Consider the following 25,243-nt stretch of genomic DNA (forward strand, 5'->3'; position numbering starts at 1 on the left):
CCGGATCCTTCGGGATACCTGAAGATACAAGGCACCGGTTTTGCGGCCTATCTCGCATCCGGTAAGTCACCAGACGCGGCTGGAAGCATCAACAAGGCAGTACAAGGCCGCCGGGTCACAAGGGTCACAAGCTGAGGCCAGTTCTTTATGATGCTCTGCGATCTGGTCGACAGCACTCAGGTAACCTATTGATTTTTATAGTGGCCCCTCTTTTTTTGTTTCCTGACCTTTTACAGCTTGTGACCCTTGTGACCTTTTTAGATAAACATCTGAAATAACTGGAGCATTATGAGGTCACAAGGTGAGGGTCACATGCGGGTCACATGCTGGCTTGTGACCCGGTTGGAGAACTTGTGACCGGCCTTGTGACCGATGCTTGTGACCGAGCATGTGACCTCTGCGCCAAAGAAAAACCCGGCCTAGGCCGGGTTCCGAAGCGAGTTAGTCCATTACTCCACCAGGAAAATTATCAGGCTCCGGGGGGCCTGGGAGATGGAGCCGTACGAAATCCGGACTCGGTTCGGCGGCAAAAGCTTCCGATCGATAATAGACGGTGCGGGCGGCTTTCCTCCATTTAATCTGCGTGCGCCCGTTCTCGCCCGCTCCAATCTTGGTCCATCCTATCCGTTCTAGTGTTGCCGCAAGAACGCTTGTCGATATCTTATGGCCGCACTGTCTTGCGATGGCATCATTAAGGCAGTCCGTGGCAAGGACGGCTTCGCCGATGCCGAATCCGCCGAGACTAATGGCCTCCCTGATCTCCACTTCTGCCGATCCTCGGGATGCTTCAATCATGCGCTTCTTCCAGGTCGTTGTTTCCGGGGGAGAGGTTCGGTCGAAATCAGAAATATCATGGTTCAGAAGCCACGCCCGGATGACGCCGGGGTGATTGTTGATCGCTTCGTAAAACCGTTCAAAGTATGAGGTAGGCATCTCACGCCGGACTTCCGATCGGTCATTAAAACGAGTTTTCCAAATCGCCCACCTCCGGTCGTCATCCGTCAGGGCAAGAGCATCGACATGGTTTGTAAACGCCAGGTAGTTGGTGACATTCACCACGTTGAACTCGTCTTGGCCCTTCTTGTGGATTGGCACAAAGGGGTTGGTGATGAAGACCTTCAATTTATCCATGGCAGCGTGCCGGTTTTGGCCGGTAACCCGGATCTCCTCTAGAGCCTGGACCGCTTTACCGGTGCCCCAAGATGAGAAGCCGGAAAAGAGGGCGTCACTGCTGACGTTTCCGACGTTGGTCCGGCCCATTGCGGCAGCAAGTGCTTCGGCTATCGATGTCTTGCCGTCACCGGGGACGCCGATGAGAACCGGAACCCAGTTCACCTTGACACCGGGATGCTGCACGTTGTGGGCCATCCACTTTATGATGGTTTCGGCGCCATCCGGCACGATGTTGTGAATGTGCTCCCAAACAATGAACCAAGCATCATTAGTGTTGCAGTCGGCATCAGCCATCGGGACGAACGCTCGAAGATAAGCATTTACCCATTGCTTGCCTTCATACTCAAAAAGTGGCGTGGCGATATCAGGCCGGTACATCTTGCCGAACACCACGGCGCCGTTCAGGTATTCGACCAGCGTTTTTGATGCCGGGAATTTCTTATGTTCTGCGTCCCGACCATCCTTCGTGATCTTTACCGAGGGAGTGACTTTTGCCATGGAGAGGTCGAAGGCGGCACGCGAGACTGTCTCGCCAGTCCTGGTGTTAAAGAACTCGTTGTCAGAGGTGATGAATACCCATTCCCGCAACAGGTCAGCCTCGCCGCCCGTGAAGAAGATATGCCCTGGCACGCCCTCGTCATCCACGAATGCCTTCCCCAGCACCGACAGATGCGGTCCCTCATTCACGATGTGGTCGTACTGCTCGGCTAAGGCTTTACCCTTTTCAACGGCGCGCGCATTACGTTCGCCATCAGCGTTGGGATTGAAAACAAATTGCTCATCGGGAAGCGGGAAGTAGTGATGGCCAACGGTCATCGGGCGCCGCCCTTCCTTCTCATCCATGCCGCGTACCGCGAAGCTTCTTCCGCGACCGTCGTTCCCCTTAAAAACGTGCTGAGGGTTAAGAGGCCGGAGTCAGACACCAGCCAATCTGGAGAGCCGGAAATTGAGGCAGCCCAATTGTCTGAAGGATCAACCGTCAGCCAGAATCCGGCGGTGGTATCGGCGACTTCGAAGGCATCACCGTCCCATCGGAAGTTCCATCCTTCTGTCTCTGCGCGCCTTTCAAGCACGGTTCGACGGCGTGCACTCAAGGCAGCATTGATTTCGTGGATCGGTGGCAACTGGCTGAGGCTTCGAATGTCTGCGAGTTGGATGCGGGCTTCATCAAGAAGGGATTCGGCGATGCCGCGAAGGCGAGATGCAGCTTTCACGGGTCGGCCTTCCTCAACGTCTTCGACTGCTGCCTGGATGGCTTCTACAGCTCCGATGAGGGCAATCTTTTCCTGGAAACGGTTGGCTTTCGTTGTGCCTCCGGCTTGATTTCCATGCCTTGTAACGTTACGCATCTTGAATATCTTTCGAGGAGCCCCGTTCATTGACTTGCCGGTCGGACGGGGTTTTCTTTTGCCTAATGAACAGCGCGAGGCCGCGCCGCTTTTTGACGGAGGCCGACTAGATCGAGGCTGAGGCGAATTCTTTGAGTGCCGCCAAGCTGTAACGGATGCGTCCATTTGGCGCTTTCACGAAGCGGGGTCCTGTTGAAGACACGCACCGCAATTTGTGCAGCGTGCGTGGCGCATACGGACGGCCCAAAGCGGCGAGGATGTCCGAGGCGGTGTTTTGATCAACCATGATGTCGTCGGGAAGCGTGGCGATTGTCTCGCGGGCTTCGGCTACCAGGCGGAGTTCATTGAGTGCAATCATCGTGGAAACCTTCCGTGTCATCTAGGAACGGAAAGAGCTTTGCAGCGACACGGCGAAGATGTCATTGCGGTATTCTGCTAGTCGCCGCGGTTTTTTCTCTGCCGTCATCCATCTGATAACATTTGATATTTCTTGATATCAACCAATGGCCGGCAGATGGAAAGGATCATGTTAAGATTCGGGAGCTGCGGACAGGCCGGCAAAGAAAAACCCGCCTTCTCGAAGGCGGGTGGCATCGGCACTGAGCATAACCTTAGGCAGCGAGAGAGACCGCCTCACGCTCTTCGAATCGGAATGACATCTGCGACAGCGTCCCCCTCAAGCAGCGCTGCTATTCTTTCGCTTATCGCATCCGCCGCCAGGAGCAGCGCCTTGTCAGGGGTCCTTGCATAACGGGCGGTGACCCCCGCCGTCTTGTGTCCGAGAAGAGCGGCGATCACCAGTTCAGAAAATCCAAGCTCTACGGCTACGGTCGCAAAGGTACGTCTCAAATCATGGGCCGAGGCGGCTTCGATTTCGGCTCGTGCGAACAACTGTGCCAGCACCTTCGGCAGCCCCACGAAATGGCCGTCGCCCCGCTCTGCAGGAAACACCCATACCGCGTTAGATGGAGCGCTGGCGAGGGCCTGTAAGGCGGCCCTTCCGATGGCACGGGTCTGACGGCCAGTTTTGGTCACTGGCAAGCGCGCGCATTGGCTTGAACGGTCAATGAAGCTCGGCTCCAGCGACAGCGCCTCATTACGACGAAAGCCGGAAAGCAAAATGAACCGGACAGCGGAGACACCTACCGGTGATTCACCATCGGAAACAGCCTCGCGCATGGCGACCCCAAGCCTGCGGATCTCTTCCATTGAAAGGAACCGTTCCCGGCTCTTCGGTGCTAGCTTTCGGACATCCGCCACCGGATTGGCATCAATGTCATTGTTGCGCCGACCGTACTCAAAGATGGCCCCAAGCACAGCGATGCATCTGGCAGCCGCACCTTCGCCGCCGGAAGTAACACCGCCCCTTCCTGGCTTGCGAACCGCTGTCTTGCCGGTTGCAATCTCTGACTGGACCCGCTCGATGTCAGGGAGTTTGATGGACTTCGCAAGCCGGTTTCCGAGGGCCGGTCGGAGATGGTTCTCAATATTGGATCGGTGCGACGCCAGTGTATTAGGACGGAGCGGCCTTGGCCTGGTTTCGCAATCCTTGAGATATTCATCGCAGAGTTTGCCGAAGGTCTTCGCGCTCCTTGCAGCGCTGAGCTTACCGGCGGGATCGCCGCCCTTTACGATGTCGCCGCGATGTTTCGTCGCCTCATCTCGGGCTTCGTCCAAAGTGAGGTCGCCAACCCGCGCGATGCTAAGCCAGCGCACGACCCGTTCCTCACGCGTGCGATATTTGAGGACATACGTTCGCGTACCACCTGATGATGTTCGAACGCCGAAGCCAGGCACCACGCTGTCCCACAATACCTCCGCGCCACTTGACGGTGGGTCTATCGCGTCGATCAGCTTCTTCGTGAGTTTTGGCATATCCCGGTAGCTTCCGTGGTAGCAGACATGGCGCTAGATGCGCCTGCTACCGTATTGCTACCGCGCGCCAGGAATGTCAAGAAACGCCTAGGAACCTTTCGACATTCAATGTAACGGATTATATCATTATTTTTCAATTCTTTACGATATCAGACCGCATCATTAGTTATCGATCCGTATCAGCGCATATCAGTCTACTCATCATTCGTAATGATGGGGTCGCAGGTTCGAGTCCTGCAAGCGGCACCATCCACCTTCCTGGTCGTTGAATTTCCTTTTGTTTCGGCTTTTCAAGAGCTTGTTGGGCGCGTACTGTTACACAACAGGAATGCACACGCATGGTTTTTCGGATGGCAAGACCCACGAAAAGAAACAACAGCGCCAACGCTCAATTCAGGCAGCGAGTACCGACCGACCTAGTAGAGAGCCTTCGCGGTCAGGTCTTCGTTGCGCGTCTCCCGGTCGAGCTTGGGTCTTCCGAGACGTTCACTGTTCAGACCAAGATAGGAGAAACGGTCGTCTTCTCGCTGCGCACCGCGCAAACTACGCTACGGAACGCCCGGAACGCTGCCGCTCAACAACAGGTCAACGCATTCTTCGAAGCAGCCCGACGCGGGCCTGAAGACCTCACCTTCAAACAGATCAACGCCCTTTGCGGGGAACTGTATCGACATATCGTCACGCCCCGCGAAGAGAACCCACCGACCGCCCTTGAATTGGAGATCATGGCAAGCGATGCGCTGGAGGCTCGGTACAATATCGACCACTGCACTGAGGCGGGACGGCAAAGGGCCATCGCGGCGGTGGGTAAATGGCTCGACTTGGAGGCCTTCATTAGCGGGACGGCTACAAGTCTTGGCATTGCACTGAGCGAACGGTCGCGTATCGACTTCTTGGAGGCCATGCCCGACACGCTTGCAGAGGCAGTCAAGGTCTTGAACATGCGGCGAGCGGCGAACTATGCGCCCGATCCTACCACGGCACGCTATGCGCCTCTTGTGGCCCCGCGAAAGCCGGACGTGGTCGGAGGCGTTCAGACGTTCGATGAACTCTTCGACAAATGGAAGAGCATAGGAACCCATGCCCCGGCGACCCTCACCCGCTGGCGTGGCATCCTGAAGAGGTTCAAGGCGTTCGTCGGCCATGATGATCCGCGCCGTGTGACGCGTGCTGATGCGCTACGTTGGAAAGATGACCTTGTGGCGGCGGGTCTTCAGCGGATCGACATGTCTTTCCTTGCGACCATGCGCCGGTTGTATGGCTATTCGGTCGAAAATGCAGAGACCACGGGGATCACAGAAAACCCGTTCGACAAGGTGAAGGCAAAGCAGAAGGTCCAAGCCGGAACCGGGCGCTTACCCTTCTCACGCGAAGAGGTGGCGCTGATCCTGCGGGCATCACGGTTGAAGAAGGCCGCATATCTCCGCTGGATACCATGGCTTCAGGCTGCATCAGGCGCCCGTGTTGCGGAGCTTGCGCAGCTTTGGGGGTCGATGGTCGTCACGGTTGATGGCCTTCCCTGCATCAAGATCACCCCTGCCCCGGATGGTGGCCGGATCAAGAACGACACGTCTGAGCGTATCATCCCGATCCACCCCACGCTGATTGCGGATGGCTTCCTAGACTTCGTGAAGGCACGGGGCAACGGTCCTCTCTTTTACGGCGGCACCAAGGCCAAGCCAGCGGAACCGCAGAGCGACGAGCAGAAGCACCCGTCGAAAGGCGTCTCTAACAGGCTGGCGGCATGGGTCAGGGAGCTTGGCATCACCGACCCGCGCAAGGCCCCAAACCACGCATGGCGGCGCTGGGTAAAGACAGAGCTTGGCCGGACCGGATGCACCGACCGATTGGCCGACGCGATCCAAGGCCATGCAGCGGCGAATGAGGGTGGCCGGTACTATCACGCGAGCGCCGAAGACATGCTATCGGCAATCGCGAAGATTGATCTAGAGGCCGCTGTCACTGGCAAGGATCAAGCCTTAGCCATTGCCGCCCCAGCCTGAGCCGCGCCATTGGCCAGCCCGTCGACCAGTTCATTGAACTCGTGCCCGGCGTGACCTTTGATGTGCTTCCAGTGGAGCGAGGCGAAGGTCTGTGCAACAGCGTCCAGCTCCTCATAGAGAGGTCGGTTCGCTACAGGCTTCCCGCCTCCCCTTCGCCAGCCTTGGGCCTTCCAGTTGGCCAGCCAAACATTCATGGCTTGGATCACCTGATTGCTGTCGGATAGCAGCGTCACCTTCAGATCAGCGTTGCGGTCGCCAAGGGCGCGGAGACCGTCGAGGGCTGCCGTCAGTTCGGCCGTGTTGTTGGTCCCGTTCCCATAGAACCGGGCGGCGCTGTGGATCGCCTTACCTTGATAGACGATGGCGAACGCACCCGCAGCCGGACCTGGATTTTCTAGGCACGCGCCGTCTGTGTAGATTTCGACCGTCGCCTCTGCGGGAATTGCATCTAGGCTATTGGTCACGTGTTCTGCGGTCTCGATTGTACTCATCGGTGTTTCTTTCATTGTGGGGTCTGATGGATGAAGCGGTCTGGACGTGTGCGGCCCTGCCTCAGGCAAGGCTTGACGCTGCGCTGTGAGCTGCGCCCAAGACCGCTGGGATGTGGAAGACCGGATTTGGAAAGACCCGTGATGGTGATCACCTCTGACAGCAGCCCCCCACGCTCTTCCATAGGCTAAGCTTCACGCTGTGCTGTGAGACTGATGATCATGGTGGGATACCCTGATGATGATCATCCGCTTACAGAAGAGCGATAGGCTGAGCTTTTGGCAGAGCGTTAGGTTGTGCTGTCAGATTGGAGATGATGATCAGGTCCCAATAATCGGGTCTTCATCGTCTTCCCGGTCTTGTAGGCTAAGCTTACAGAATGGCCAAAGGCTATTACTATATAAGCAGAATGGGTCATCGACAAATCGACAATTAGTAAATGCGATCAATCGTTTATCTCGGATTTTGACCCATTTCTGCGCCTCGAATTTGGCCACCTAATTGGCCGGGGTCTCAGGCCGCAAGGACGGTCTTCGCAATGCGTGAGACGGTCTGTCGAGGTATCCCGGTCTCCCGTGCAATAACGGCTTGGGTATGGCCAGCCTTCAGCAATTCGCCTATGCGCCGGGCCTTCACGCGCACCTTCCGCGAGACCGACCGCGTTGCCACCGCCTTGGCCTCTTCGTCCTCGTCAACGAACGGCGTAACGGCATGGATCGAACGGCGGCGGGCGAACTCCGCTTCTCGCGCAGCCCTTTCGGCCACCTCGTCGGCATAGGCCGGGCAATCGCTGTTGAGGTATCGCCGCACGCTGCGCAAAGAGATGCCCATCAGATCGGCCATATACTCGCGAGAGGCGCCGCTTTCGGCCAGCGCTAAGATGGCTTTGTGCTGGAACTCGGTAGCATCACGCATGAACGGCATTTCCCGGTAGTCGGTGGACGCCAATTTCAAGCGTTGTCGGGTCGGCTGGGCCTGAGGTAGCCGCGACGGTTTCCCGTGCGAAAATCGGCTCGACCGCATCAGAAGGGAACGGCTTGTATTTCGTGATACGCGGCGGGGTCCGTTCGTTCTCGACCGCGTCAAGCTCTGCCCAAACGCCTAGCTTGCGGTCTCTCTTGAAGACCGGGATGAAGCCGGGGCCGTCGATGGCCTTGCGGATCACGTGAGCGCGGGTCTCGGGGTCGAAGCCTTGCGCGACCAGTTCCCGGCAAAGCACCGGCAAGGGGCTGCGGGTCGTGCTGCGATTGCGTTTGGAGGTGAGGTCAACGGTCGTGCCGCTCTCAACGTGGCGGGCCGTGTATGCGCCGACCAGTTCAATGATCACGGTCAGGTGGGTAGTCTTGTCAGTCATTGGTCTGGGTGCCTTGTCCAGATGGGTAGATGCGAAGAGACCCCCGGCAGTGATGCCGAGGGCCTTTCTTGGTGAGGTTGTGATGGGGGTCGATCAGGCTGCGTCGAGTGCACGCCGGGCCGCACCTTCACCGCGCCGGAGATTGGCTTTGCGGAGGTCAAGGCGGTTGCCGTTGTAGTAAGAGATCACTTCGCCGCGACCGGCACGCATGATGTAGCGGGACACGGTGAAGATGTTGCCGAGGCGCGGCGCATAGACGACCACGTAGTTGTTTCCTGCGCGGTCCTTGGCCAGATACCAATTCAGAGACAGCCCTTCGCTGAGGCACCGCTCATGGTCGTCGCGGTCAACCATGGCAGTCTGGCCAGAGGCGAGGTCTACGAAGACCGTCAGGCCGTCGTCGGAAAAGCGCACCGGGCGCTTGGTTTTGATGTTCTTGTGCATGTGGCTGGTGCTTTCGTTTCGTGTTGTGGGTGTGCGAGCGTCCTGCGCTCACATGCCAAGCCCCTTCCCCCGGCAATCGCGGCCAAGGCGCACCGGCAGGGCGCGATGATCCACTCTGACCAGCCACGAACAGGCGGAGGCGTCAGGCGGTGCGATGGTGGCGATTGAGGAAGAAAGGGCTTGGCGTGTCAGTGCAGGATGAGGAGCGGGTCGCGGTCCTCGAAGATGCGGGGATGGGCAAAAGACCTCGAAGTGATGTGGTTAGGTCGGCGGGCGGCGGGTCCCTGTCGTCTGTCCCGAAGGCGGGGGGTTAGGTCGGGCCATCGGTTGCGCCCAAGGCGAGGGGTTAGGATGCCCTGCGCCGGGCCTGATGCTTCTCAGGCGAGTTGTATTGATTGCAGACCAAAGGTGCGGGGTAATTCCCTGCGGACCTAAGTGACGTGGTATTGGCCGAATGCTCCAAGGGTGGGGGTATTGGCTGCGGTCCTCAGGTGCGGGGTTAGGTCAGGCCGTCGGCGTTCCTGATGCACGCCTAAGATGGGGGGTATTACCGTCGAACCTAAGTGGAGGGGTTTAGTCGTGCCGGGCGCATTCGTGCGGATGCAGACCAAAGGCGCAGGGTTTTGTGTGCAGACCAAAGGGAAGTGGTTAGGTCGGCGGTGGTCGTGCGCTGCCCCAAGGCGAGGGGTATTACCTGTGCTTCTATGGGTAGTCGTATTCGCCGACAGATCTATGGCGTGTGGTAATTGCCCGAATACCAAAGGTGAGTTGTAATTGTCCTGCACTCCAAGGGTGGTGGTTAGGTCCGCATCTCCGGGCTGCCGTCCAAAGGGAAGGGGTATTGATCCGGGACCGGTGTTGTCGCGGTGATGCTCCTCAGGTGTGTCGTTAGGCCAAAGACCAAAGGCGTGTGGTTAGGTCGCGCTTTCCGAAGGGGTGTCGTATTGCCGATGCCTTCGAAGGGGTGTGGTATTGGCCTGTCGTCCTCAGGTGTGTCGTATTGATTGCCAACGCTCCACAGGTACGTCGCAAATGGCCGGGCCTACCCCTCACGCTCTTCGCGGAACCTCGACCACTCCCAAAGCGGGGCGATGCTTGCCAGAGACCAAAGAGGAGTTGTTAGGTCTTTTGCCAGACTAGGCGAGCTTTGACATCCTGGGTGGACGGAGTTGATGATGCTGCACGATAGCCTGAAGTGAAACGTATCCAAGGCGCACAGAGAGAAAGACTTCATCGGGGCAATATGGTCAAACTCACCAATCTAATTCGATACGTGATTACCGCACTTGCTACGGCATTTAGCACGGTACTGCTGGAGCCGTTCCTATCTGCGCTTCTGGGTACTTTCGGGATCACTACGACGCCTTGGGCCGAGCCGTTCGCCGCGATAGTTCAAGACGTATTGACGACAGAATGGGTAAAGGCGCTGGGGTGGTCGATGATTGGTGCCTTCGCTGCAATCGTCTTACTTCGATTGGCGGCACGATTTGACCGCAGTCGGGCGCTCGACATGCGCGCAGCGGGTGTGAAGCTCTCGGAGATGGAGCAGAGGTTGGCGGAGTTGGAGACTGAGATTAGGCGGGGCGATACGTTACCGCCGTGGGACGCAATTGAGCGGTGGGTCAACAAGTGTCTGTCTTTGGAGTTGACGCTGAATAAGCTTGGCCTTGAAACCCCCCAAATCTCTTTTGACGCCGACCCCATCGGCTTCATTGAAAGAATGCGTCGCTATGCTTCTCGGATCGGACCACTAATCGAGGATGGTCACAGATGGCACGCGATAGCGGAAGCTAAGCAGGTTTCGGCTGAAATCAGACGTGAGGCGCCCGAGATAGGCAGCACAGCGGAACTGCTGATTAACAAACCGGCATAGGCCACCGCTCCCGCCCTGCAATCGGCCCTCACAGACGCGAGGAGCGCGACCAGAGAACGGCGGCGGTCATTGCCTATCGCTGTCCTGCCTCGCTTCCTTGGGCTTACTGGTGGCTGTTGCAGATGGCCAGCGTCAGCGACGGGCCTTGCGGTTGACGACCGGACGGGCTGAGAAGTCCCAGAAGAAGGCGAAGGCGCGGGTCTCGATGAAGAGATAGCGGCGGTTTGCGGCGACTTCGAAGGCGGCGGTCTGGATGGTCATTGGGATGGTCCTTTCGTTGGCGTTCGGCCCGCTTGATGCGGTGCCGATCACCATGACTATGCACGCCGAGGACCGGGTAACAACCACACTTGCCGATGTGAAAGCTTATTGTCTAGGCCATTGGAATAACTTGGGAATTGGCGACGGGATGCTTCGGGATGTGCAAGCATGTGGACGGGCTTCGGGCTGACTTGTGGTTGTCACCTGATGCGGTATGGTTACAACCCGGTGCTGCGCCTTGCCGTCGTCAGGTAGCGGGGGGCACGTTAAGAACTTTGTAGGACAGCCTATGAACAAGACCACAGAAAGAGCGCCAAGGCTTGATCTAATCGGCCACTGTTTGGAGTTCATACGGTCGGCGGTATCTGCGTGATCGCATTCCTGCTGGAACAACTCTCGCCGTTCGTTTGGGTCGCCGCTCCCACGTCAATTGGATTTTATGTCTATTTGTTTCTCTCAAAGCCGGTGATCCGAGACGGCGCAATACGGAATAGCGAGTTGTACGCCGCAATGTTTATGGCTCCATTGCTGGCCCTTGTGACCTCTCGTTTGATTGGTCCTCCTTTTCCGTCTTTCATGTTGTTCATTATTGCATACGGCTTGACGCTCTTTTTTGTATCCTTGCTCTTCGTGATTGCCCTGATAAGGGGCCGACACATACTGAAAACTTATGATGAGTATGACTATGTTGTAACTATACTGGTTATATGCGCTTTTTGCTTTTTTGATTATCTAAACTCTTACTCAGGGCAGCTTCATTGCACTGGCAGCCGGTGTCAGACATTTGCTCCAGTATTCGGTTATCCCCATCAAGTGAACTTTATCAGCTTTGCCGTCGGGGTTGCATTCTCTGGCAATCTGACCGTCCTATTTGTGAAGATTGCCCTTTACTTCCGAAAAGGGGAGCCTTGATTTGGCCGATGCGCACAGACCCGCGACCTTCCACTAGCCGGGCGTTAGGCGGTGCGGTCGGATGGGCTGCGGTCGAAATATGAACAGATGCGCCCGCGTGGATGATCCCTATAATGTTCAACGCTGAACATTCTGAAAAAGGGTAACGAAAGGGCCTCAGCCCTCCCGCAAGACCCGGAAGACGCTGGAGCGACCGATCCCCAACTCTGCGGCAATCGCATCCGCGGTCTTTCCCTCAGCCTTCAGACGCTTGATATCGTCCACCTTGCGCCGTGCGGTCGGTGCCCGGCCTTGATACTTGCCTTCCGCCTTTGCTTTGGCGATGCCTTCCCGCTGACGTTCAAGCATCAGGTCGCGTTCGAACTCCGCGATAGACCCCAGCATGTTAAGCATGAGCTTCCCGGTCGGGGTCGAAGTGTCGAGATTGAGGGCCAAGACCTTCAGGCTTACGCCCTTCTTGGTCAGCTTGCCCATGATCTCCATCAGGTTCGCCATGGAACGGGCCAAACGGTCGAGCTTGGTCACTACGAGGGTGTCGCCCTCCCGCACGTATTCAAGGACGCGCTCCAGTTCCGGGCGCTTGGTATCGACCGACGAGACTTGCTCTTGGAAGACCTTGGAGCATCCGGCTTCCGTCAGGTCGCGAAGCTGAGCGTCAAGCCCGGCGATCTGGTCGAGGGTCGAGGTGCGGGCATATCCTACGAGGGCGGCGGTCATGGGTCTGGTCTCCAGTCAGTGCCATTGAAGTCATAAACTGAATGATACCGACCGTCTCAAAAGTCAATACCCATTCTTGTGGCACTGCTTTTGGCCAGCCTGAGACAGTGCCACACGGGCAGGGTCTTGTGGGACTGGCTAGCGGTGTCGCGATGTTCCGGGTATGGCTTCTTGTATGGATGGAGAGCTTGCCCACATGAGAGCGAATAGACTTGCCTTGGCTGCACTAGCCGCACTGATCCCAGCCCAAGCCATGGCGGGCTTTGTCGACAATTACGCCAAGTGGAAGGAGATGCCGCAGCAATCGCAACTGGTCTATCTCGCCGGGGCGGTGGATACCCTCCTGCAAATCGCAATAGAGGGCGAGCCGAAGGATGACACGGCACGGCGCGAAGGCATCCTAACATGCTTCGACCGGCAAGCCTTCGACGCAGAGCGGGCCTTGGAGTTGGTCAACAACCACTACAAGGAATTCCCGGTTGATGGGCAGTACGGACCTTCACCGGTTCTTTTCTACGGGATCATTCAGATGTGCTTGCCGCAGATAAACGAGGAACGGGCCAAGCTCGGCCTACCGGCTGCAAAGCGCTTGCCACGCCAGCTTTCCAGAGACACGCCCTGACGCCAACCTGACCGGCTCTGGTCTGGCCATCGTGCCGCCCCTGCCTCACGCTATCCAAAGGCCGGGCCTCATGGTGAGCCGAAGCCACCCCGACCGCGAGGGCTGAGAGGATCGCCGGGCCGGGCCACGGGGGAACCTGCGCGCGCCTGATCAGGGATATGCCCGCGAGAATATCCGACCCCAAAAAACATCCGGGGCCTTCCTATCGCAGCCCCTTCAAGTCCCAACCGGTCGGGTATTCGTAACGCATCGCGCAACGCAAGCCGTTCGGGGTCGGTGCAATGTTGAGGTCGCAGCCAAGGCCCACGGCGATGCGGGTCAGCAAGCCGGGAAGCGGCTCATTCCGTCCGACCCGATCAATTAGGGCATTGCCATCGAATTGGCGCTTCAGCTTGCATCGTTCGCAGCCGACCCGCACCTTCAGGCAGGATAGGTCGGAGGAGAGGAAAGCACCTCGTTCTTGCGACATGGCTAGTCCCGTGAGACCGCCGCATATGGTCTGGTTAGAAGTCGTGTGGATGCCGCCGCCGCTGGGTATGGCGCAAGGCCGGGCTTAGGGCAAGCGTAAGACGTGGGTGTGCGCGAAGGACAATGAAAACGCTCGGGGTTATCCACCATGCGAGACTTCTAGTTACCCCGGCACTCTGGTAAACTTCATAGTTGTCTGACCACAAACGATTCCCTGCGCGCTCACGCGCAAACCGGCCACCTGAAAGATGATTTCTTTCAGCAAGTTAGGAGAACTTCGCATGGCACTTCCGGCCACCGCTCGACAGCTTAGACTGGACCTTGGAATTGAGATCGAAGCTGACGTAAATGGCATTGAGATGGGCATCCTTGAAAACGGGATGGCCTACTTAACTCAACGTGGTCTATCCGCGATTGCGGGGGCCGCCCGCTCCACCATCCAAGAGATCAGCAAAGAGTGGGAAGACAATTTCGGCTTTGAATATGAGGCACGCAGCCGCGCAAGCTTCTTCGCAAACTATCTGCGGGAGGCGGGTTATGACGCGCCGACGCTCTACATGGAGATCGAGCGCAACGGCTCTGCCCATTACGCATATCCTGAACTCGTTTGCATGGCTTTTATCGAGTTCTTCGCCTTCGAGTCACAGCGCACCAACGAGACGGCGCTTGCCAATTTCAGGCGACTGGCGCGCTACGGCCTTAATAAGTTCATCTACGACGCGCTTGGTTATCGTCCAACCGACCAATGGCAGTACTTCAACGACCGGGTGTCCCTGTTGCAGGATGCATCCCCACCTGAGCACTTCATCTTGTTCAAAGAAACGACCGGCATGGTTGTCGACTTGATCAGAGCTGGTCTCCCGGTCAGCGAAAAAACTATTCCTGACATCAGTGTCGGTTCACACTGGGGTCGTTACTGGACCGATACAGACTTGGATACCAAGTACGGCCAGAGGATCAGATTCCAACACAACTACCCGTCATACTATCCGCAGTCGGTGAGCAATCCGCAGACCCCTTGGGCTTATCCTGACGAAGCCCTGGCTGAATTTCGGCGTTGGTTCCGTACTGTGTACCTGCCAACCAAGTACCCTGAGTACATCCTCAAGAAGGCCAACGTATTGGCCGGAGGCAAGTCACAAGCAGAGCAGATCGCTGGCATCTACAAGCCAAAGGAAATTGCAGGGAAGTGATCCGCGCGCCATTTCTGATTACAGCGACGCCCCCCTGTGGGCTGCGCTGCCTTGGCTAAAATTGCGAGTTGACAGTCCCGGAGGTCGTGATGCACAGAACTGTTACACACGCGTCTAGTTCGAGTTCTTGAAAGCCAAGGTTTTCAGGGGAAATGGCTGATAGGCCCCGCTTCCTGCAAGCGGCACCATTTTTCCAAATCCACAACACAGTACTATCATCACATCAGTCGTACGTGTGTCACCTGGTTGTGCGTTGGCGCCGAATCGCACTTTCCGGATCGCTCAATTCGTGGCAGGAGAAGCCCGGGCGCGGGTGCCGTAGGTTCTAGTACGGGCTCGGGCGGGTTGATTGACGTCTCTCCTGCTGCAGCGCGATTACGCTGCCGTCCAAATCGCCATAACCTGTCGCTCATGAAAAAGGGCCCCGCAAAAGCGAGGCCCTGGGTCAGAAATTGCTGCCTCACATCCAATACGGCGGTACGCCGTAGTAGTCGTAAACCGAGCGCCCGTTGTTGCGATACCATTCTTCGCTGTCATCACGGTAGCGGGGTGCTGCCTCGATCTGGTCCTTGGTCATGTCGATCCGATAGCCATCAAGGCTTTCATCGTAGGTCAGCTTTTCCCACGGCAAGGGATAGTAATCATCACCGATACCCCAGATGCCGCCGAAACTCAGCACGGCATAGGCGACACGGCCACCGCGCTTTTCCAGTACAATGCGCTTGACCGAGCCGATCCGCTCGCCTTCGCGACCATAGACTGCCGTGCCCTCAACCTTGTCGCTGGCGATCAAGCTCAGGGTGTCCTTGGCGTAGGGGTCTTGACCGGCAACAGTCGGATTTTCCTGCAACATTAGCTTTCTCCCTTGGTGAACTCCTGTCGGGGGAATAACGACTTGGGCACGCCTTGGTTCCCCTACCAAGGGGGCAGCGCAGAATTGTTGACGTTTACGTCAAGGTTAGATAGCGTGATCTGACTTGCGCCGTAGCGGCGAAAGCTTAAGCTTTCGGGTCCTGGGGAGGAACTCGTGCTACACCGGGTGCAAAAGACAATTCGGTTCGGGAGGAATAAATGACAGAAACCATGGGCCGCCTGAGCGGACGCGCCGCCGAGAAGATCTGGCTGAACTCGTACCCTGATTCAGTGCCCGCAGAAATTGCGCCTCATGCGCATGCCTCGCTCGGCGCTCTGTTTGAAGCAAGCTGCGCGCGCTATTCGGACCGCCTCGCCTTTTCCAGCATGGGCCGCAGCATGACCTTCCGCGAGTTGGAAGAGCAATCGCGCAAGGTTGGCGCCTGGTTGCAGTCGAAGGGTCTGGCCAAAGGTGACCGTGTCGCGGTGATGACGCCGAACATCCTGCAGAACCCGGTAACGGTTTACGGCATCCTTCGCGCTGGCATGATCGTGGTCAATGTCAATCCGCTCTACACGCCGCGCGAACTGGAACACCAGCTGAAGGACAGTGGCGCGAAGGCAATCCTTGTTCTGGAAAACTTTGCCCATACGGTCCAACAAGTGGTCGATCGCACCGGCATCAAGCATGTCGTTGTCTGCACCATGGGCGACATGCTTGGCCTTAAGGGACATATCGTCAACCTGGTCGTGCGCAAGGTAAAGAAGCTCGTCCCCGCCTGGACCATTCCCGGCCATACGAGCTTCAAGGCGATGCTGGCTGAGGGCGCGAAAAGGACGCTGAAGCCAGTCGATGTCGCATCCAGCGACGTGGCTTTCCTGCAATATACCGGCGGCACCACCGGCGTTTCCAAGGGCGCCACGCTGACCCACGCCAATCTGCTGGCCAACAAGCAGCAGATTGCGCTGTGGCTGGAAGCAGCCTTTGCCAGCCAGTCGCGGCCAGATGTTCTGAACTTTGTTTGCGCCCTGCCGCTTTACCACATCTTTGCGCTGACAGTGAACTCGCTCATGGGCGTGGCGTTGGGCGGCCATAACCTGCTGATTGCCAATCCGCGTGACATTCCGGGCTTTATCAAGGAATTGCAGGGCTTCAAGTCGCATATCTTCCCCGGCCTCAACACGCTGTTCAATGCGATGATGAACAATCCGGAGTTCAAGAAGCTCGACTTTTCATCCCTGATGCTGGTGCTGGGCGGCGGCATGGCAATCCAGCGGCCGGTGGCCGAACGCTGGCTGCAGATGACAGGGCGGCCGATCACCGAAGGCTACGGGCTTTCGGAGACGTCGCCGGTTGCGACCGTCAACCGGCTCGATGCGCGTGAATTCAGTGGGATGATCGGCCTGCCCCTGCCCTCGACCGATATCGAAATCCGCGACGAGGACGGCAACACACTGCCACTCGGCGAGGTGGGAGAAATCTGCATTCGCGGACCACAGGTCATGGCAGGCTACTGGGAACGGCCGGAAGAAACGGCCAAGGTCATGAGCGCAGACGGCTTCTTCCGCTCCGGCGACATGGGCCTGATGGATGAACGCGGCTATACCAAGATCGTCGACCGGAAGAAGGACATGATCCTCGTCTCCGGCTTCAACGTTTATCCAAACGAGATCGAGGAAGTGGCCGCGATGCATGCCGGCGTGATGGAATGCGCAGCGGTTGGCGTGCCGGATGGTCATTCGGGCGAAGCGGTCAAGCTTTTCGTGGTCAAGAAGGATCCGGCGCTGACCATCGAGGATCTGAAGGCGCATTGCGCGGCCAACCTGACCAACTACAAGCGCCCACGCTTTATCGAGTTTCGTGACGAACTGCCAAAGACCAATGTCGGCAAGATCCTGCGACGCGAACTGCGAGACGGAAAATAAATCGATTTAAATTTGGGGAGGCGCAAGCCTCCCCTTAGTCTTGATCCCGTCTCAAGCTGCTAATAAGGTCCCCGGCATCATCGTCGAACCAGGGACATTCCGATGCAATCTATCATCGACAAGCTGACAAGCGCGGCTGCTGCCACCCATGCCGAAGACCTGCGCGCGGCTTTCGCCGCCGATCCCGGACGGTTTTCGCGGTTTTCCGCATCGCTCGATGATCTGCTGATGGATTATTCCAAATGCGCGGTGAACGACGAAGTGCTCGACCTGCTGGAGGAACTTCTGCAGGCCGCCGGCGTGGCCGACAAGCGCGACGCCATGTTTGCCGGCGAACCGATCAACTTCACCGAAGGCCGCGCCGTTCTGCATACGGCACTGCGCAATCGCTCCAACCGCCCGGTGATGGTCGATGGCCAGGACGTGATGCCCGACGTCAATGGCGTGCTCGCGGCCATGGGTACGTTCGCCGAGGGTATCCGCTCGGGCGCGATCAAAGGCGCGACCGGTAAGGCAATTACCGACGTGGTCAATATCGGCATTGGCGGCTCTGACCTTGGGCCTGTTATGGCAACCCTGGCGCTCGCCCCCTTCCATGACGGCCCGAATGCGCATTTCGTCTCCAATATCGATGGCGCGCATATCGCCGACACGCTGAAGACGCTCAACGCCGAGACCACCCTTTTCATCGCTGCATCCAAGACCTTCACGACCATCGAGACGATGACGAATGCGCAGACGGCGCGCAAATTCATTGCAGACACTTTGGGCGAGGCCGCCGTCGGGCATCATTTCTGCGCCGTCTCAACCGCGCTCGACAAGGTCGCTGCCTTTGGTATCGACCAGTCCCGCGTCTTCGGCTTCTGGGATTGGGTCGGCGGACGTTATTCCATCTGGTCGGCGATCGGCCTGCCGCTGATGATCGCGGTCGGACCGGAAAACTTTGGCCAGTTTCTCGACGGCGCGCATGCGATGGACGAGCATTTCCGCACCGCCCCATTCCGCACCAACCTGCCGATGTTGCTCGGCGCGCTCGGCGCCTATCATCGCAAGGCCCTGAACTATCCAACGCGGGCGATCCTGCCCTATGACCAGCGCCTGTCGCGGTTCCCGGCCTATCTGCAGCAGCTCGATATGGAATCAAACGGCAAGAGCGTCACCATCGACGGCAAGCCGGTTCAGGGTGCCTCGGGCCCCGTCGTCTGGGGCGAGCCCGGCACCAATGGCCAGCACGCCTTCTACCAGCTGATCCACCAGGGCACGAGCGTGATCCCGGCCGAGTTCCTGATCGCCGCCAATGGCTTCGAGCCGGAACTGCGCCACCAGCACGAACTCCTGATCGCCAATTGCCTGGCGCAGTCGGAAGCGCTGATGAAGGGCCGCACACTTGCAGAAGCCAAGAGCCAGCTGACGGCGAAGGGCGTGCCCGACGAAGAGGCAGATTTCCTCGCGCCGCACCGCGTGTTTTCCGGCAACCGCCCATCGATCACCTTCGTCTATGAGCAACTGACGCCCTTCCGCCTTGGCAGCCTGATCGCGCTCTACGAACACCGTGTCTTCGTTGAAGGCGTGATCTTCCGGATCAACTCGTTTGACCAGTGGGGCGTGGAACTCGGCAAGGAACTGGCGACGGGGCTGTTGCCGGTGGTGCAGGGCAAGGTTGCTGCGACCGGGCATGACAGCTCGACAGTCGGGCTGATCTCGGCGCTGGCGGAGCGGCGACAGGGTTAAGCTGTTGCCAAGTGTGAGCACATCAACAAAAGGCCGGGAAGTTCCCGGCCTTTTTCGTTTACCACCATTGAAGGCTTAACTCAGAACCCGATCTCGGCCGCCGTCGGCGGGTTGGCCCCTGCCCGCGACACCGTCACGGCCGCAGCCTTCGCCCCGACCGTCAGCGCCTCGCGCACAGCCTCTTCCGACAGCGTCGCGACCTTCTCCTTGGTCAGCAATCCCTGACGCTTCAGAGACGCCAGAATGCCCGCGTCAAACGTGTCGCCTGCGCCGACGGTGTCGACGACTTCGACCTTGTTCGAGGGGACCGAGACCTTGAAATTGCCGGTATAGGCGGTCGCACCTTCCGCGCCCTTGGTCAGCACAACGAGCTTGGCGCCGCGTGTCAGCCAGTAGGCGGCGCGTTCGTCCTGTGTGCCGGGGAGGTCGAACCAGTCGAGGTCTTCATCGGAGAATTTCAGGATGTCGGACATGTCGGCCATCCGCGCGATGCGGGCCTGGTGGGCAGCCTTGTCCTTGATGAAGCCGGGGCGGATATTGGGGTCGAGCGAGATCACGCGGGTCTTGTGCTCGCGGGTCATCAGCGCCTCGTAGGTGGAGCCGCAGGGTTCCGGGATCAGGCTGATCGCCCCGAAATGCAGAGCCTCGCAGGTGTCGTCGAGGGTGGGCAGATCGGCTTCGGTGATCATCCGGCCTGCCGTGTTCTCGTCATAGAAAGCATAGGATGCCTGGCCATTGGTCAGCTTGACCAACGCGATCGTGCAGGGGCGCGAAAGCGTGGCGCAATAGCTGTAATCGACGCCCGAGGATTTCAGCGTGTCACGCAGGATGTCGCCCAGCATGTCGTCAGAGAGGCCGGTGAAGAAGCCCGTTTCGATGCCCAAGCGTCCAAGTGCAATCGCGGTGTTGAAGATCGCGCCACCGGCATAGGGCGAAAAGGCGCGCTCGCCGAGCGTGGTTTCGCGTGGCAACATGTCAATCAGCGCTTCGCCGCAACACAGGATCATCTCGACCTCCCAGTCATCTGTTTCAATCGATTTAAACCAAGTCGCATCAGATTTCCAGTGCGACAGCGAGCATTTGCTCAGGCGAGAGACGAAATCCCACCATTGCGGCCCGACCATTCGAGCGGCGCATCAAGGAAGGCCTCGACTTCCGACAGGGTCTTTTCGTCGAACAGTTTTTGCTCGCGAGCGACGGCAAGCACGTTCCGCCATGTGGCAATGTAGTGCAGCTTCACCTTGCCATCGTCAAAGCGCTGCCGAGCCTCGGGGAAGATGCCGTAGAAGAACAGTGCGATGCCGTGATCGACAACGCCGCCGGCAGCGCGGATGGCATCGATGAACTTGAACATGCTGCCGCCGGCTGTCGTCAGGTCCTCGATCACGAGAACGCGCGAACCTTCCGGCATATTGCCCTCTATCTGGGCATTGCGACCATGGCCCTTGGGGGCCTTGCGCACATAGATCATTGGCAGGCCGAGACGATCGGCGAGCAGGGCTGCGAAGGGAATACCCGCCGTTTCGCCACCGGCGATGCAATCAAACTGCTCGAAGCCGGCATTGCGCATCAAGGTCGCGGCGGCAAAATCCATGACGGTGGAGCGCACGCGCGGATAAGACAGAAGCTTGCGGCAATCGATATAGACCGGGCTCTTCATGCCGGAGGAGAGCTTGTAGGGTTCGGCTGCATTAAAATGCACCGCCTTGATCTCCCAGAGCATCTTCGCCACGAGATCTGCCTGGACGGCGGGGTCTGTGAAGGAAATCCGGGTCATCGCTTGCTCCTATCGGTCACGGTCCAAGCGCAATAGCAGCAAGCGGTGAAACTGACCAGAGTTTGCGGGCGCTTCCAGCATTGTTGTGCGGGCCGACACACAGCCCATATGCGCCATGGAACAATCGCGGTCTTCAGGGTTTTACCCGGCGCTTGCGATTACAGGAAGGTCAATCGAACATGGACAACTATCTCGTCATTCAGCCGCTCGTCGCCCTGATCGCCGGCGTGCTGATCCTCGTCATGCCGCGCCTGCTCAACTATGTGGTTGCCATCTATCTGATCATTGTCGGCCTGACGGGTCTCTGGCCGCAGTTGTCGACGATGACACCCTGACACAGATGAGGCCCGCATTGCTGCGGGCCTCATGCATTCTAGCGTTCTGAAATCGACTTACTTGCTCTTTGGCAGTTCGCAATCCGGACGGAAGGTCTTCAGATACCAGACCGGACGGGCGCAGCTGTTCGATTCCTTGGTCATACGCACCTTCGTCGGATTGGTCGTCGGGCTGGGCTGCGCCGGGGTAGTCGGGGCAGGCACAGTCGGAGCCGGTTCTGTTGGGACAGTCGGAGTCGGTTCTGCCGGTTCTGTCGGTTCTGTTGGAACAGCAGGTGTCGGGCCTGTAGGAGCTGTCGGGCCTGTGGGGGCTGTGGGCACAGTGGGCGTCGGGTCCGTTGGGACAGTGGGGGTCGGGTCCGTTGGCTCAACCGGGTCCGGCTTCGGATGGTGCGGCTTGTGTGGCTTGTCATGGCCATGGCCATGGCCGGGCTTAGTCTTGCCGGGACCCTTGCCAGGCTTTTCGCCGTGTTCCTTGCCAGGCTTGTGCTTGCCCTTACCGCGCGGCTTTTCGGCCTCGTGCTTTTTGCCCTTCTTGTCCCGCTCGCCCTTTACCTTGCCGTCACGCTCTTTCTTGCCGCCGCGCTCATTTGCGGGCTTCTCATCCTGCTTGACGTCGGGACGAGCCTGGTCTTCTTCAGTTGAGCGGGGTTTGTCGCCGGTGGTTGGCTGCGGCCGTTCGTCGTCATTCTTCTTGTCTTCGCCGCCATTCTGTTCGCGCTCAGAAGGCTTGCTTGCCTCTTCTTCGTCACGCTCCTTGGGTGAAGCGTCGTTGCCGCGACTTGCGTTGGTATTCTCGTTGCTGCCGGCGTCATTCCCGCTATCGGCCTTTTCCTTGGCCTTGCCATCATTCTGGTTCTCGGACTGTTCCTCAGAAACGTCCTTTGTCTTATCGGCAGACTTTTCTTCGTTCTTTCCGCCGGTCCTGTCGTCGGAGCTCTTCTCCTTCGACGTCTTGTCGCCAGATTTTTCTTCGCTCTTTTCGTTCTTCTGACCACCAACATCGGTATCGCGCTCGTTATCGCGTCCCTGCTGCTGGTTGCCGTCCTTCGAGCGATCGTTGTTGCTGTTGGAGTTGCTACGCTCGCTTTGGTTCTGCGGCGCCGCATAGGCAATCGAACCAGACAGAACGGTCGGCAATCCAACCGAGGTAGATGCGAACAGTGCCGAAAGCAAAACTACTGCGCTCTTGTTAACACTTTTCGAGAAAAGGTTAATGCCGCCACCGGATGTATTCTTGGAAGTACGCACTACAGAACTCCTCACAAAACTTTTCGACGACCACTTCGCCCTTGAGGAGATGTATATTCACGGAATTACTTTATTGAAACTGAAAATTTACAAATTCTAAACCATAGTAAATTTAACCAAATTCGTTCAGAAATCTATTTTTATTAAAAATTTAGGAATTAATACTATAATTATTGAGGGGCATTAAAAGCTCGACGCCCGCGCGCGCCTTCCGGCGGAAGCATACTTTAGGATTCTCTATTATTTTCAGGGAGATGAGGGGCGGCGGCTATTGGCCCACCGTCGCCAGGCGTGAGCGACGATCATGGAGTTCGCTCTCGAACTGCTCCGCCATCGGCATCGGTCTCGCGCATAGGATAGTCTGCCAGACACACAAATCGCCGCCGTCGGGGGACGTGCGGCGATCATGGACGAAAAGATGCAGGTGAGGTCAGACAACATCCCAATAGAGCGGGAACATCGGATCGAAGACGGTGACCGTGCCTGCACCCGTGACAATCTTTGTCGGAAACTCGACCGGTTCTTCACGTCGAACAAGGGTGACCGTCTCATCGTTCGGGAGCAGTCCATACCAGGCGGGACCGTTCAGCGAAGTAAAGGCTTCAAGCTTGTCGAGCGCCTCGTCCTGCTCGAAGACATGGGCAAGGCAGCTCATGGTGTTGATCGAGGTATAGATGCCGGCGCAGCCGCAGCCGCATTCCTTTAGCGGATCGACATGGGGGGCGGAATCCGTGCCGAGGAAGAAACGGGCATCGCCGGACGTCGCCGCACTGCGCAGCGCCAGCCGGTGACTTTCGCGCTTGGCAACCGGCAGGCAGTAATAATGCGGGCGGATACCGCCGACAAGAATGGCGTTGCGGTTGATGATCAGGTGATGGGTGGTGATTGAGCCTGCAAGGTTTTTATCGGCAGACCGAATATAATCGATCCCGTCAGACGTGGTCACATGCTCCATCGTGATCTTGAGTTCAGGCAGACGCTTGCGCAGCGGGTCGAGCACGGTGTCGATGAAGACCTTCTCGCGGTCGAAGATATCGACCTCCGGCGTCGTTACCTCACCATGGACGCAAAGCGGCAAGCCGATCTTCGCCATGCGCTCCAGGACCGGCATGGCCTTATCCATATCGCGGACGCCGCCATGGGAATTCGTGGTCGCACCTGCCGGGTAGAGCTTTACCGCCGTGATCAGGCCGGAGCGCTTGCCCTCCTCGACGTCGTCGGCATTGGTGTGCTCGGTAAGGTACAGCGTCATCAATGGTTCGAAGCGGTGGCCAGCCGGAATGGCATTGACGATCCGCTCGCGATAAGCTCGCGCATCCATCGTGGTGACGACCGGCGGCACGAGGTTCGGCATGATGATCGCACGACCAAAATGGCGGCTGGTGTCGCCGATTACACCCTCCAGCATCGCGCCATCGCGCAGATGCAGATGCCAGTCATCGGGGCGGCGGATGGTGAGTGAGCGCATGACAAGGGATCTCCGGCGGCTTTTGTTCGACCGGCCTTAGCATGTTCACCGATGCGATCAAAGGCCATCAGGCCACCCGGTCACCCGCAGTTTTCATCGCCTTCGCCGCCTCTTCCGCTTGCTCACGGCGGTCCTGCTCCATGATGAGCCGGATGCGCGGCAATGCACGGCTGAATGCGGCGACACATTCCGGATCAAACTGCGTGCCGGCCCTTCCCAGGATGTGTTCTACCGTACGCTCGAAGGTCCATGCCGGCTTGTAGGGACGCTCCGTGGTCAGCGCATCGAAATTGTCCGCAATGCAGACAATTCGCCCTGACAGCGGAATAGCGGTACCTGCCAGGCGGTTCGGATACCCCTGCCCGTCCCAGCGTTCGTGATGGCTGACCGCAATTTCAGAAGCAAGCTGAAGCAGGGAGGAATGGGAGCGACCGAGAATTTCGCTGCCGATCTGCGCGTGGGCCTGCATCTGGCGGAACTCCGCTTCCGTCAAACGGCCCTGCTTGAGCAGGACCGTATCCGGCATCGCGACCTTGCCGACATCATGCATGGGAGCGGCCAGCTTCATGTCATGGCAGAACTGCGACGGCAGGCCAAGCTCGATAGCGATTGCCTCGGAATAGGCCGCGACCCTGATCGTGTGGCGGGCCACATCCGGATCCTTGTAGTTTGCGGCCAGCGTCAGCCGGTAGATGATTTCCTGCTCGCGCTCGCGCAACTCGCCAACGGCTCGCTCCACTTCCCGCCTCAGCCATTCCGCCTGGTCGGCCAATTGGCGACGGGCGCGTGCGAGACTGACAATGTTGTGCATGCGGGCGTGGAATTCGACCGGGTCGATCGGCTTGGTCAGAAAATCAATCGCACCGGCATCGAGCGCCGCCATACGGGTCGTCATATCCTTGTCGGCAGTGATGAAGATCACCGGGATCTGCGCGTATTTGTCGAAGCGCACGATCTCCGTATAGAGTTCGACACCGTTATAGACCGGCATCTGGTAGTCGATGATGGCAATGTCGAATTCGAGATCGGGCAATGCTGACAGCACCGCATCCGGGCTCGAGAAGGGCAAGGCCTCGCAATTGTCGAGTTTTCCGACCAGTTTGGTCAGCAGCTTGAGGTTCGTGCCGTTGTCATCGACCAACAGAATACGCATGGTGACTTTCTCCGTGC

25 protein-coding genes are annotated in these 25,243 nt (G+C 58.1%); 8 read left to right on the forward strand and 17 right to left on the reverse strand.

Annotated features, from left to right (window positions below; genetic code table 11):
• Nucleotides 1–441 precede the first annotated feature (441 nt).
• The 4 genes from IP76_RS00405 to IP76_RS00420 form a co-directional block, all read right to left on the reverse strand.
• A complete protein-coding gene (locus IP76_RS00405) occupies nt 442–2,016 on the reverse strand; it encodes a primase-helicase family protein (RefSeq protein WP_054156199.1) in 1,575 nt (524 codons plus the stop codon).
• Nucleotides 1,986–2,522 (reverse strand): hypothetical protein, encoded by a 537-nt coding sequence (locus tag IP76_RS00410; protein WP_054156200.1) that lies wholly within the window; start codon nt 2,520–2,522, stop codon nt 1,986–1,988. Before IP76_RS00410 ends, IP76_RS00405 begins: the two co-directional genes overlap by 31 nt.
• A 106-nt stretch (nt 2,523–2,628) precedes the next feature.
• Nucleotides 2,629–2,880, reverse strand: a complete 252-nt coding sequence (locus IP76_RS00415) for a hypothetical protein (RefSeq protein ID WP_054156201.1) — start codon at nt 2,878–2,880, stop codon at nt 2,629–2,631.
• Between the two features lie 275 nt (nt 2,881–3,155).
• A complete protein-coding gene (locus tag IP76_RS00420) occupies nt 3,156–4,397 on the reverse strand; it encodes a site-specific integrase (protein ID WP_054156202.1) in 1,242 nt (413 codons plus the stop codon).
• Nucleotides 4,398–4,747: 350 nt separating this feature from the next.
• On the opposite strand from IP76_RS00420, the gene IP76_RS00430 reads away from it, so the two are divergent.
• The gene (locus tag IP76_RS00430; protein WP_156318431.1) at nt 4,748–6,400 is read left to right on the forward strand and encodes a hypothetical protein; all 1,653 of its coding nucleotides are present in this window, start codon (nt 4,748–4,750) and stop codon (nt 6,398–6,400) included.
• Here IP76_RS00430 and IP76_RS00435 read toward each other — a convergent pair.
• From IP76_RS00435 to IP76_RS00450, 4 genes are all read right to left on the reverse strand, one after another.
• Nucleotides 6,370–6,891, reverse strand: coding sequence for a ribonuclease H (locus tag IP76_RS00435; RefSeq protein ID WP_082352355.1), 522 nt, complete (start codon nt 6,889–6,891; stop codon nt 6,370–6,372). The two genes, IP76_RS00430 and IP76_RS00435, sit on opposite strands and share 31 nt — an antisense overlap.
• A gap of 511 nt (nt 6,892–7,402) precedes the next feature.
• Nucleotides 7,403–7,804 carry a helix-turn-helix domain-containing protein gene (locus IP76_RS00440; RefSeq protein ID WP_054156204.1) on the reverse strand — a complete coding sequence of 134 codons (402 nt, stop codon included), beginning with the start codon at nt 7,802–7,804 and terminating at the stop codon, nt 7,403–7,405.
• Nucleotides 7,797–8,243, reverse strand: coding sequence for a hypothetical protein (locus IP76_RS00445; protein WP_197278289.1), 447 nt, complete (start codon nt 8,241–8,243; stop codon nt 7,797–7,799). The genes IP76_RS00440 and IP76_RS00445 overlap by 8 nt, the downstream gene beginning before the upstream one ends.
• Before the next feature lie 93 nt (nt 8,244–8,336).
• A complete protein-coding gene (locus tag IP76_RS00450) occupies nt 8,337–8,687 on the reverse strand; it encodes a hypothetical protein (protein WP_054156205.1) in 351 nt (116 codons plus the stop codon).
• A gap of 1,195 nt (nt 8,688–9,882) precedes the next feature.
• Between IP76_RS00450 and IP76_RS00455 the strand changes: the two genes are divergently transcribed.
• The gene (locus tag IP76_RS00455) at nt 9,883–10,560 is read left to right on the forward strand and encodes a hypothetical protein (RefSeq protein ID WP_156318433.1); all 678 of its coding nucleotides are present in this window, start codon (nt 9,883–9,885) and stop codon (nt 10,558–10,560) included.
• Between the two features lie 132 nt (nt 10,561–10,692).
• On the opposite strand, the gene IP76_RS23580 is transcribed toward IP76_RS00455, so the two are convergent.
• The gene (locus IP76_RS23580; RefSeq protein ID WP_306765455.1) at nt 10,693–10,821 is read right to left on the reverse strand and encodes a hypothetical protein; all 129 of its coding nucleotides are present in this window, start codon (nt 10,819–10,821) and stop codon (nt 10,693–10,695) included.
• 369 nt (nt 10,822–11,190) lie between these two features.
• On the opposite strand from IP76_RS23580, the gene IP76_RS00465 reads away from it, so the two are divergent.
• Nucleotides 11,191–11,733, forward strand: a complete 543-nt coding sequence (locus tag IP76_RS00465) for a hypothetical protein (protein WP_054156208.1) — start codon at nt 11,191–11,193, stop codon at nt 11,731–11,733.
• Between the two features lie 156 nt (nt 11,734–11,889).
• On the opposite strand, the gene IP76_RS00470 is transcribed toward IP76_RS00465, so the two are convergent.
• Entirely contained in the window at nt 11,890–12,450 is a 561-nt protein-coding gene (locus IP76_RS00470) for a recombinase family protein (RefSeq protein WP_054156209.1), read from the reverse strand.
• A gap of 196 nt (nt 12,451–12,646) precedes the next feature.
• On the opposite strand from IP76_RS00470, the gene IP76_RS00475 reads away from it, so the two are divergent.
• Entirely contained in the window at nt 12,647–13,072 is a 426-nt protein-coding gene (locus IP76_RS00475; protein WP_054156210.1) for a hypothetical protein, read from the forward strand.
• 202 nt (nt 13,073–13,274) lie between these two features.
• On the opposite strand, the gene IP76_RS00480 is transcribed toward IP76_RS00475, so the two are convergent.
• Nucleotides 13,275–13,541 carry a hypothetical protein gene (locus IP76_RS00480; protein WP_054156211.1) on the reverse strand — a complete coding sequence of 89 codons (267 nt, stop codon included), beginning with the start codon at nt 13,539–13,541 and terminating at the stop codon, nt 13,275–13,277.
• A gap of 280 nt (nt 13,542–13,821) precedes the next feature.
• Here IP76_RS00480 and IP76_RS00485 point away from each other — a divergent pair, with 280 nt between their 5' ends.
• Nucleotides 13,822–14,733, forward strand: coding sequence for a hypothetical protein (locus tag IP76_RS00485; RefSeq protein WP_054156212.1), 912 nt, complete (start codon nt 13,822–13,824; stop codon nt 14,731–14,733).
• A 460-nt stretch (nt 14,734–15,193) separates the two neighbouring features.
• Here IP76_RS00485 and IP76_RS00490 read toward each other — a convergent pair whose 3' ends face one another.
• The gene (locus IP76_RS00490) at nt 15,194–15,586 is read right to left on the reverse strand and encodes a PRC-barrel domain-containing protein (protein WP_054156213.1); all 393 of its coding nucleotides are present in this window, start codon (nt 15,584–15,586) and stop codon (nt 15,194–15,196) included.
• Nucleotides 15,587–15,804: 218 nt separating this feature from the next.
• On the opposite strand from IP76_RS00490, the gene IP76_RS00495 reads away from it, so the two are divergent.
• Nucleotides 15,805–17,511, forward strand: coding sequence for a long-chain fatty acid--CoA ligase (locus tag IP76_RS00495; protein ID WP_054156214.1), 1,707 nt, complete (start codon nt 15,805–15,807; stop codon nt 17,509–17,511).
• Nucleotides 17,512–17,613: 102 nt separating this feature from the next.
• A complete protein-coding gene (gene pgi, locus IP76_RS00500) occupies nt 17,614–19,242 on the forward strand; it encodes a glucose-6-phosphate isomerase (protein ID WP_054156215.1) in 1,629 nt (542 codons plus the stop codon).
• A gap of 80 nt (nt 19,243–19,322) precedes the next feature.
• Here pgi and IP76_RS00505 read toward each other — a convergent pair whose 3' ends face one another.
• Together IP76_RS00505 and IP76_RS00510 are read right to left on the reverse strand one after the other, a co-directional pair.
• A complete protein-coding gene (locus IP76_RS00505) occupies nt 19,323–20,249 on the reverse strand; it encodes a carbohydrate kinase (protein WP_054156216.1) in 927 nt (308 codons plus the stop codon).
• A 77-nt stretch (nt 20,250–20,326) separates the two neighbouring features.
• Nucleotides 20,327–21,019: an orotate phosphoribosyltransferase gene (locus tag IP76_RS00510; protein WP_054156217.1), complete on the reverse strand. Its 693-nt coding sequence runs from the start codon at nt 21,017–21,019 to the stop codon at nt 20,327–20,329.
• 179 nt (nt 21,020–21,198) lie between these two features.
• On the opposite strand from IP76_RS00510, the gene IP76_RS22675 reads away from it, so the two are divergent.
• Entirely contained in the window at nt 21,199–21,354 is a 156-nt protein-coding gene (locus IP76_RS22675) for a DUF3096 domain-containing protein (RefSeq protein WP_082352356.1), read from the forward strand.
• Between the two features lie 57 nt (nt 21,355–21,411).
• Here IP76_RS22675 and IP76_RS00515 read toward each other — a convergent pair whose 3' ends face one another.
• From IP76_RS00515 to IP76_RS00525, 3 genes are all read right to left on the reverse strand, one after another.
• The gene (locus IP76_RS00515; RefSeq protein WP_156318434.1) at nt 21,412–22,605 is read right to left on the reverse strand and encodes a hypothetical protein; all 1,194 of its coding nucleotides are present in this window, start codon (nt 22,603–22,605) and stop codon (nt 21,412–21,414) included.
• Between the two features lie 430 nt (nt 22,606–23,035).
• Nucleotides 23,036–24,073 carry a dihydroorotase gene (pyrC, locus tag IP76_RS00520; protein WP_054156219.1) on the reverse strand — a complete coding sequence of 346 codons (1,038 nt, stop codon included), beginning with the start codon at nt 24,071–24,073 and terminating at the stop codon, nt 23,036–23,038.
• Between the two features lie 67 nt (nt 24,074–24,140).
• Complete coding sequence (locus tag IP76_RS00525; protein ID WP_054156220.1) at nt 24,141–25,226, reverse strand: HD domain-containing phosphohydrolase; 1,086 nt, start codon at nt 25,224–25,226, stop codon at nt 24,141–24,143.
• Between the last annotated feature and the right edge of the window lie 17 nt (nt 25,227–25,243).

Source organism: Rhizobium sp. AAP43 (genome assembly GCF_001296045.1).
Classification (GTDB): domain Bacteria; phylum Pseudomonadota; class Alphaproteobacteria; order Rhizobiales; family Rhizobiaceae; genus Allorhizobium.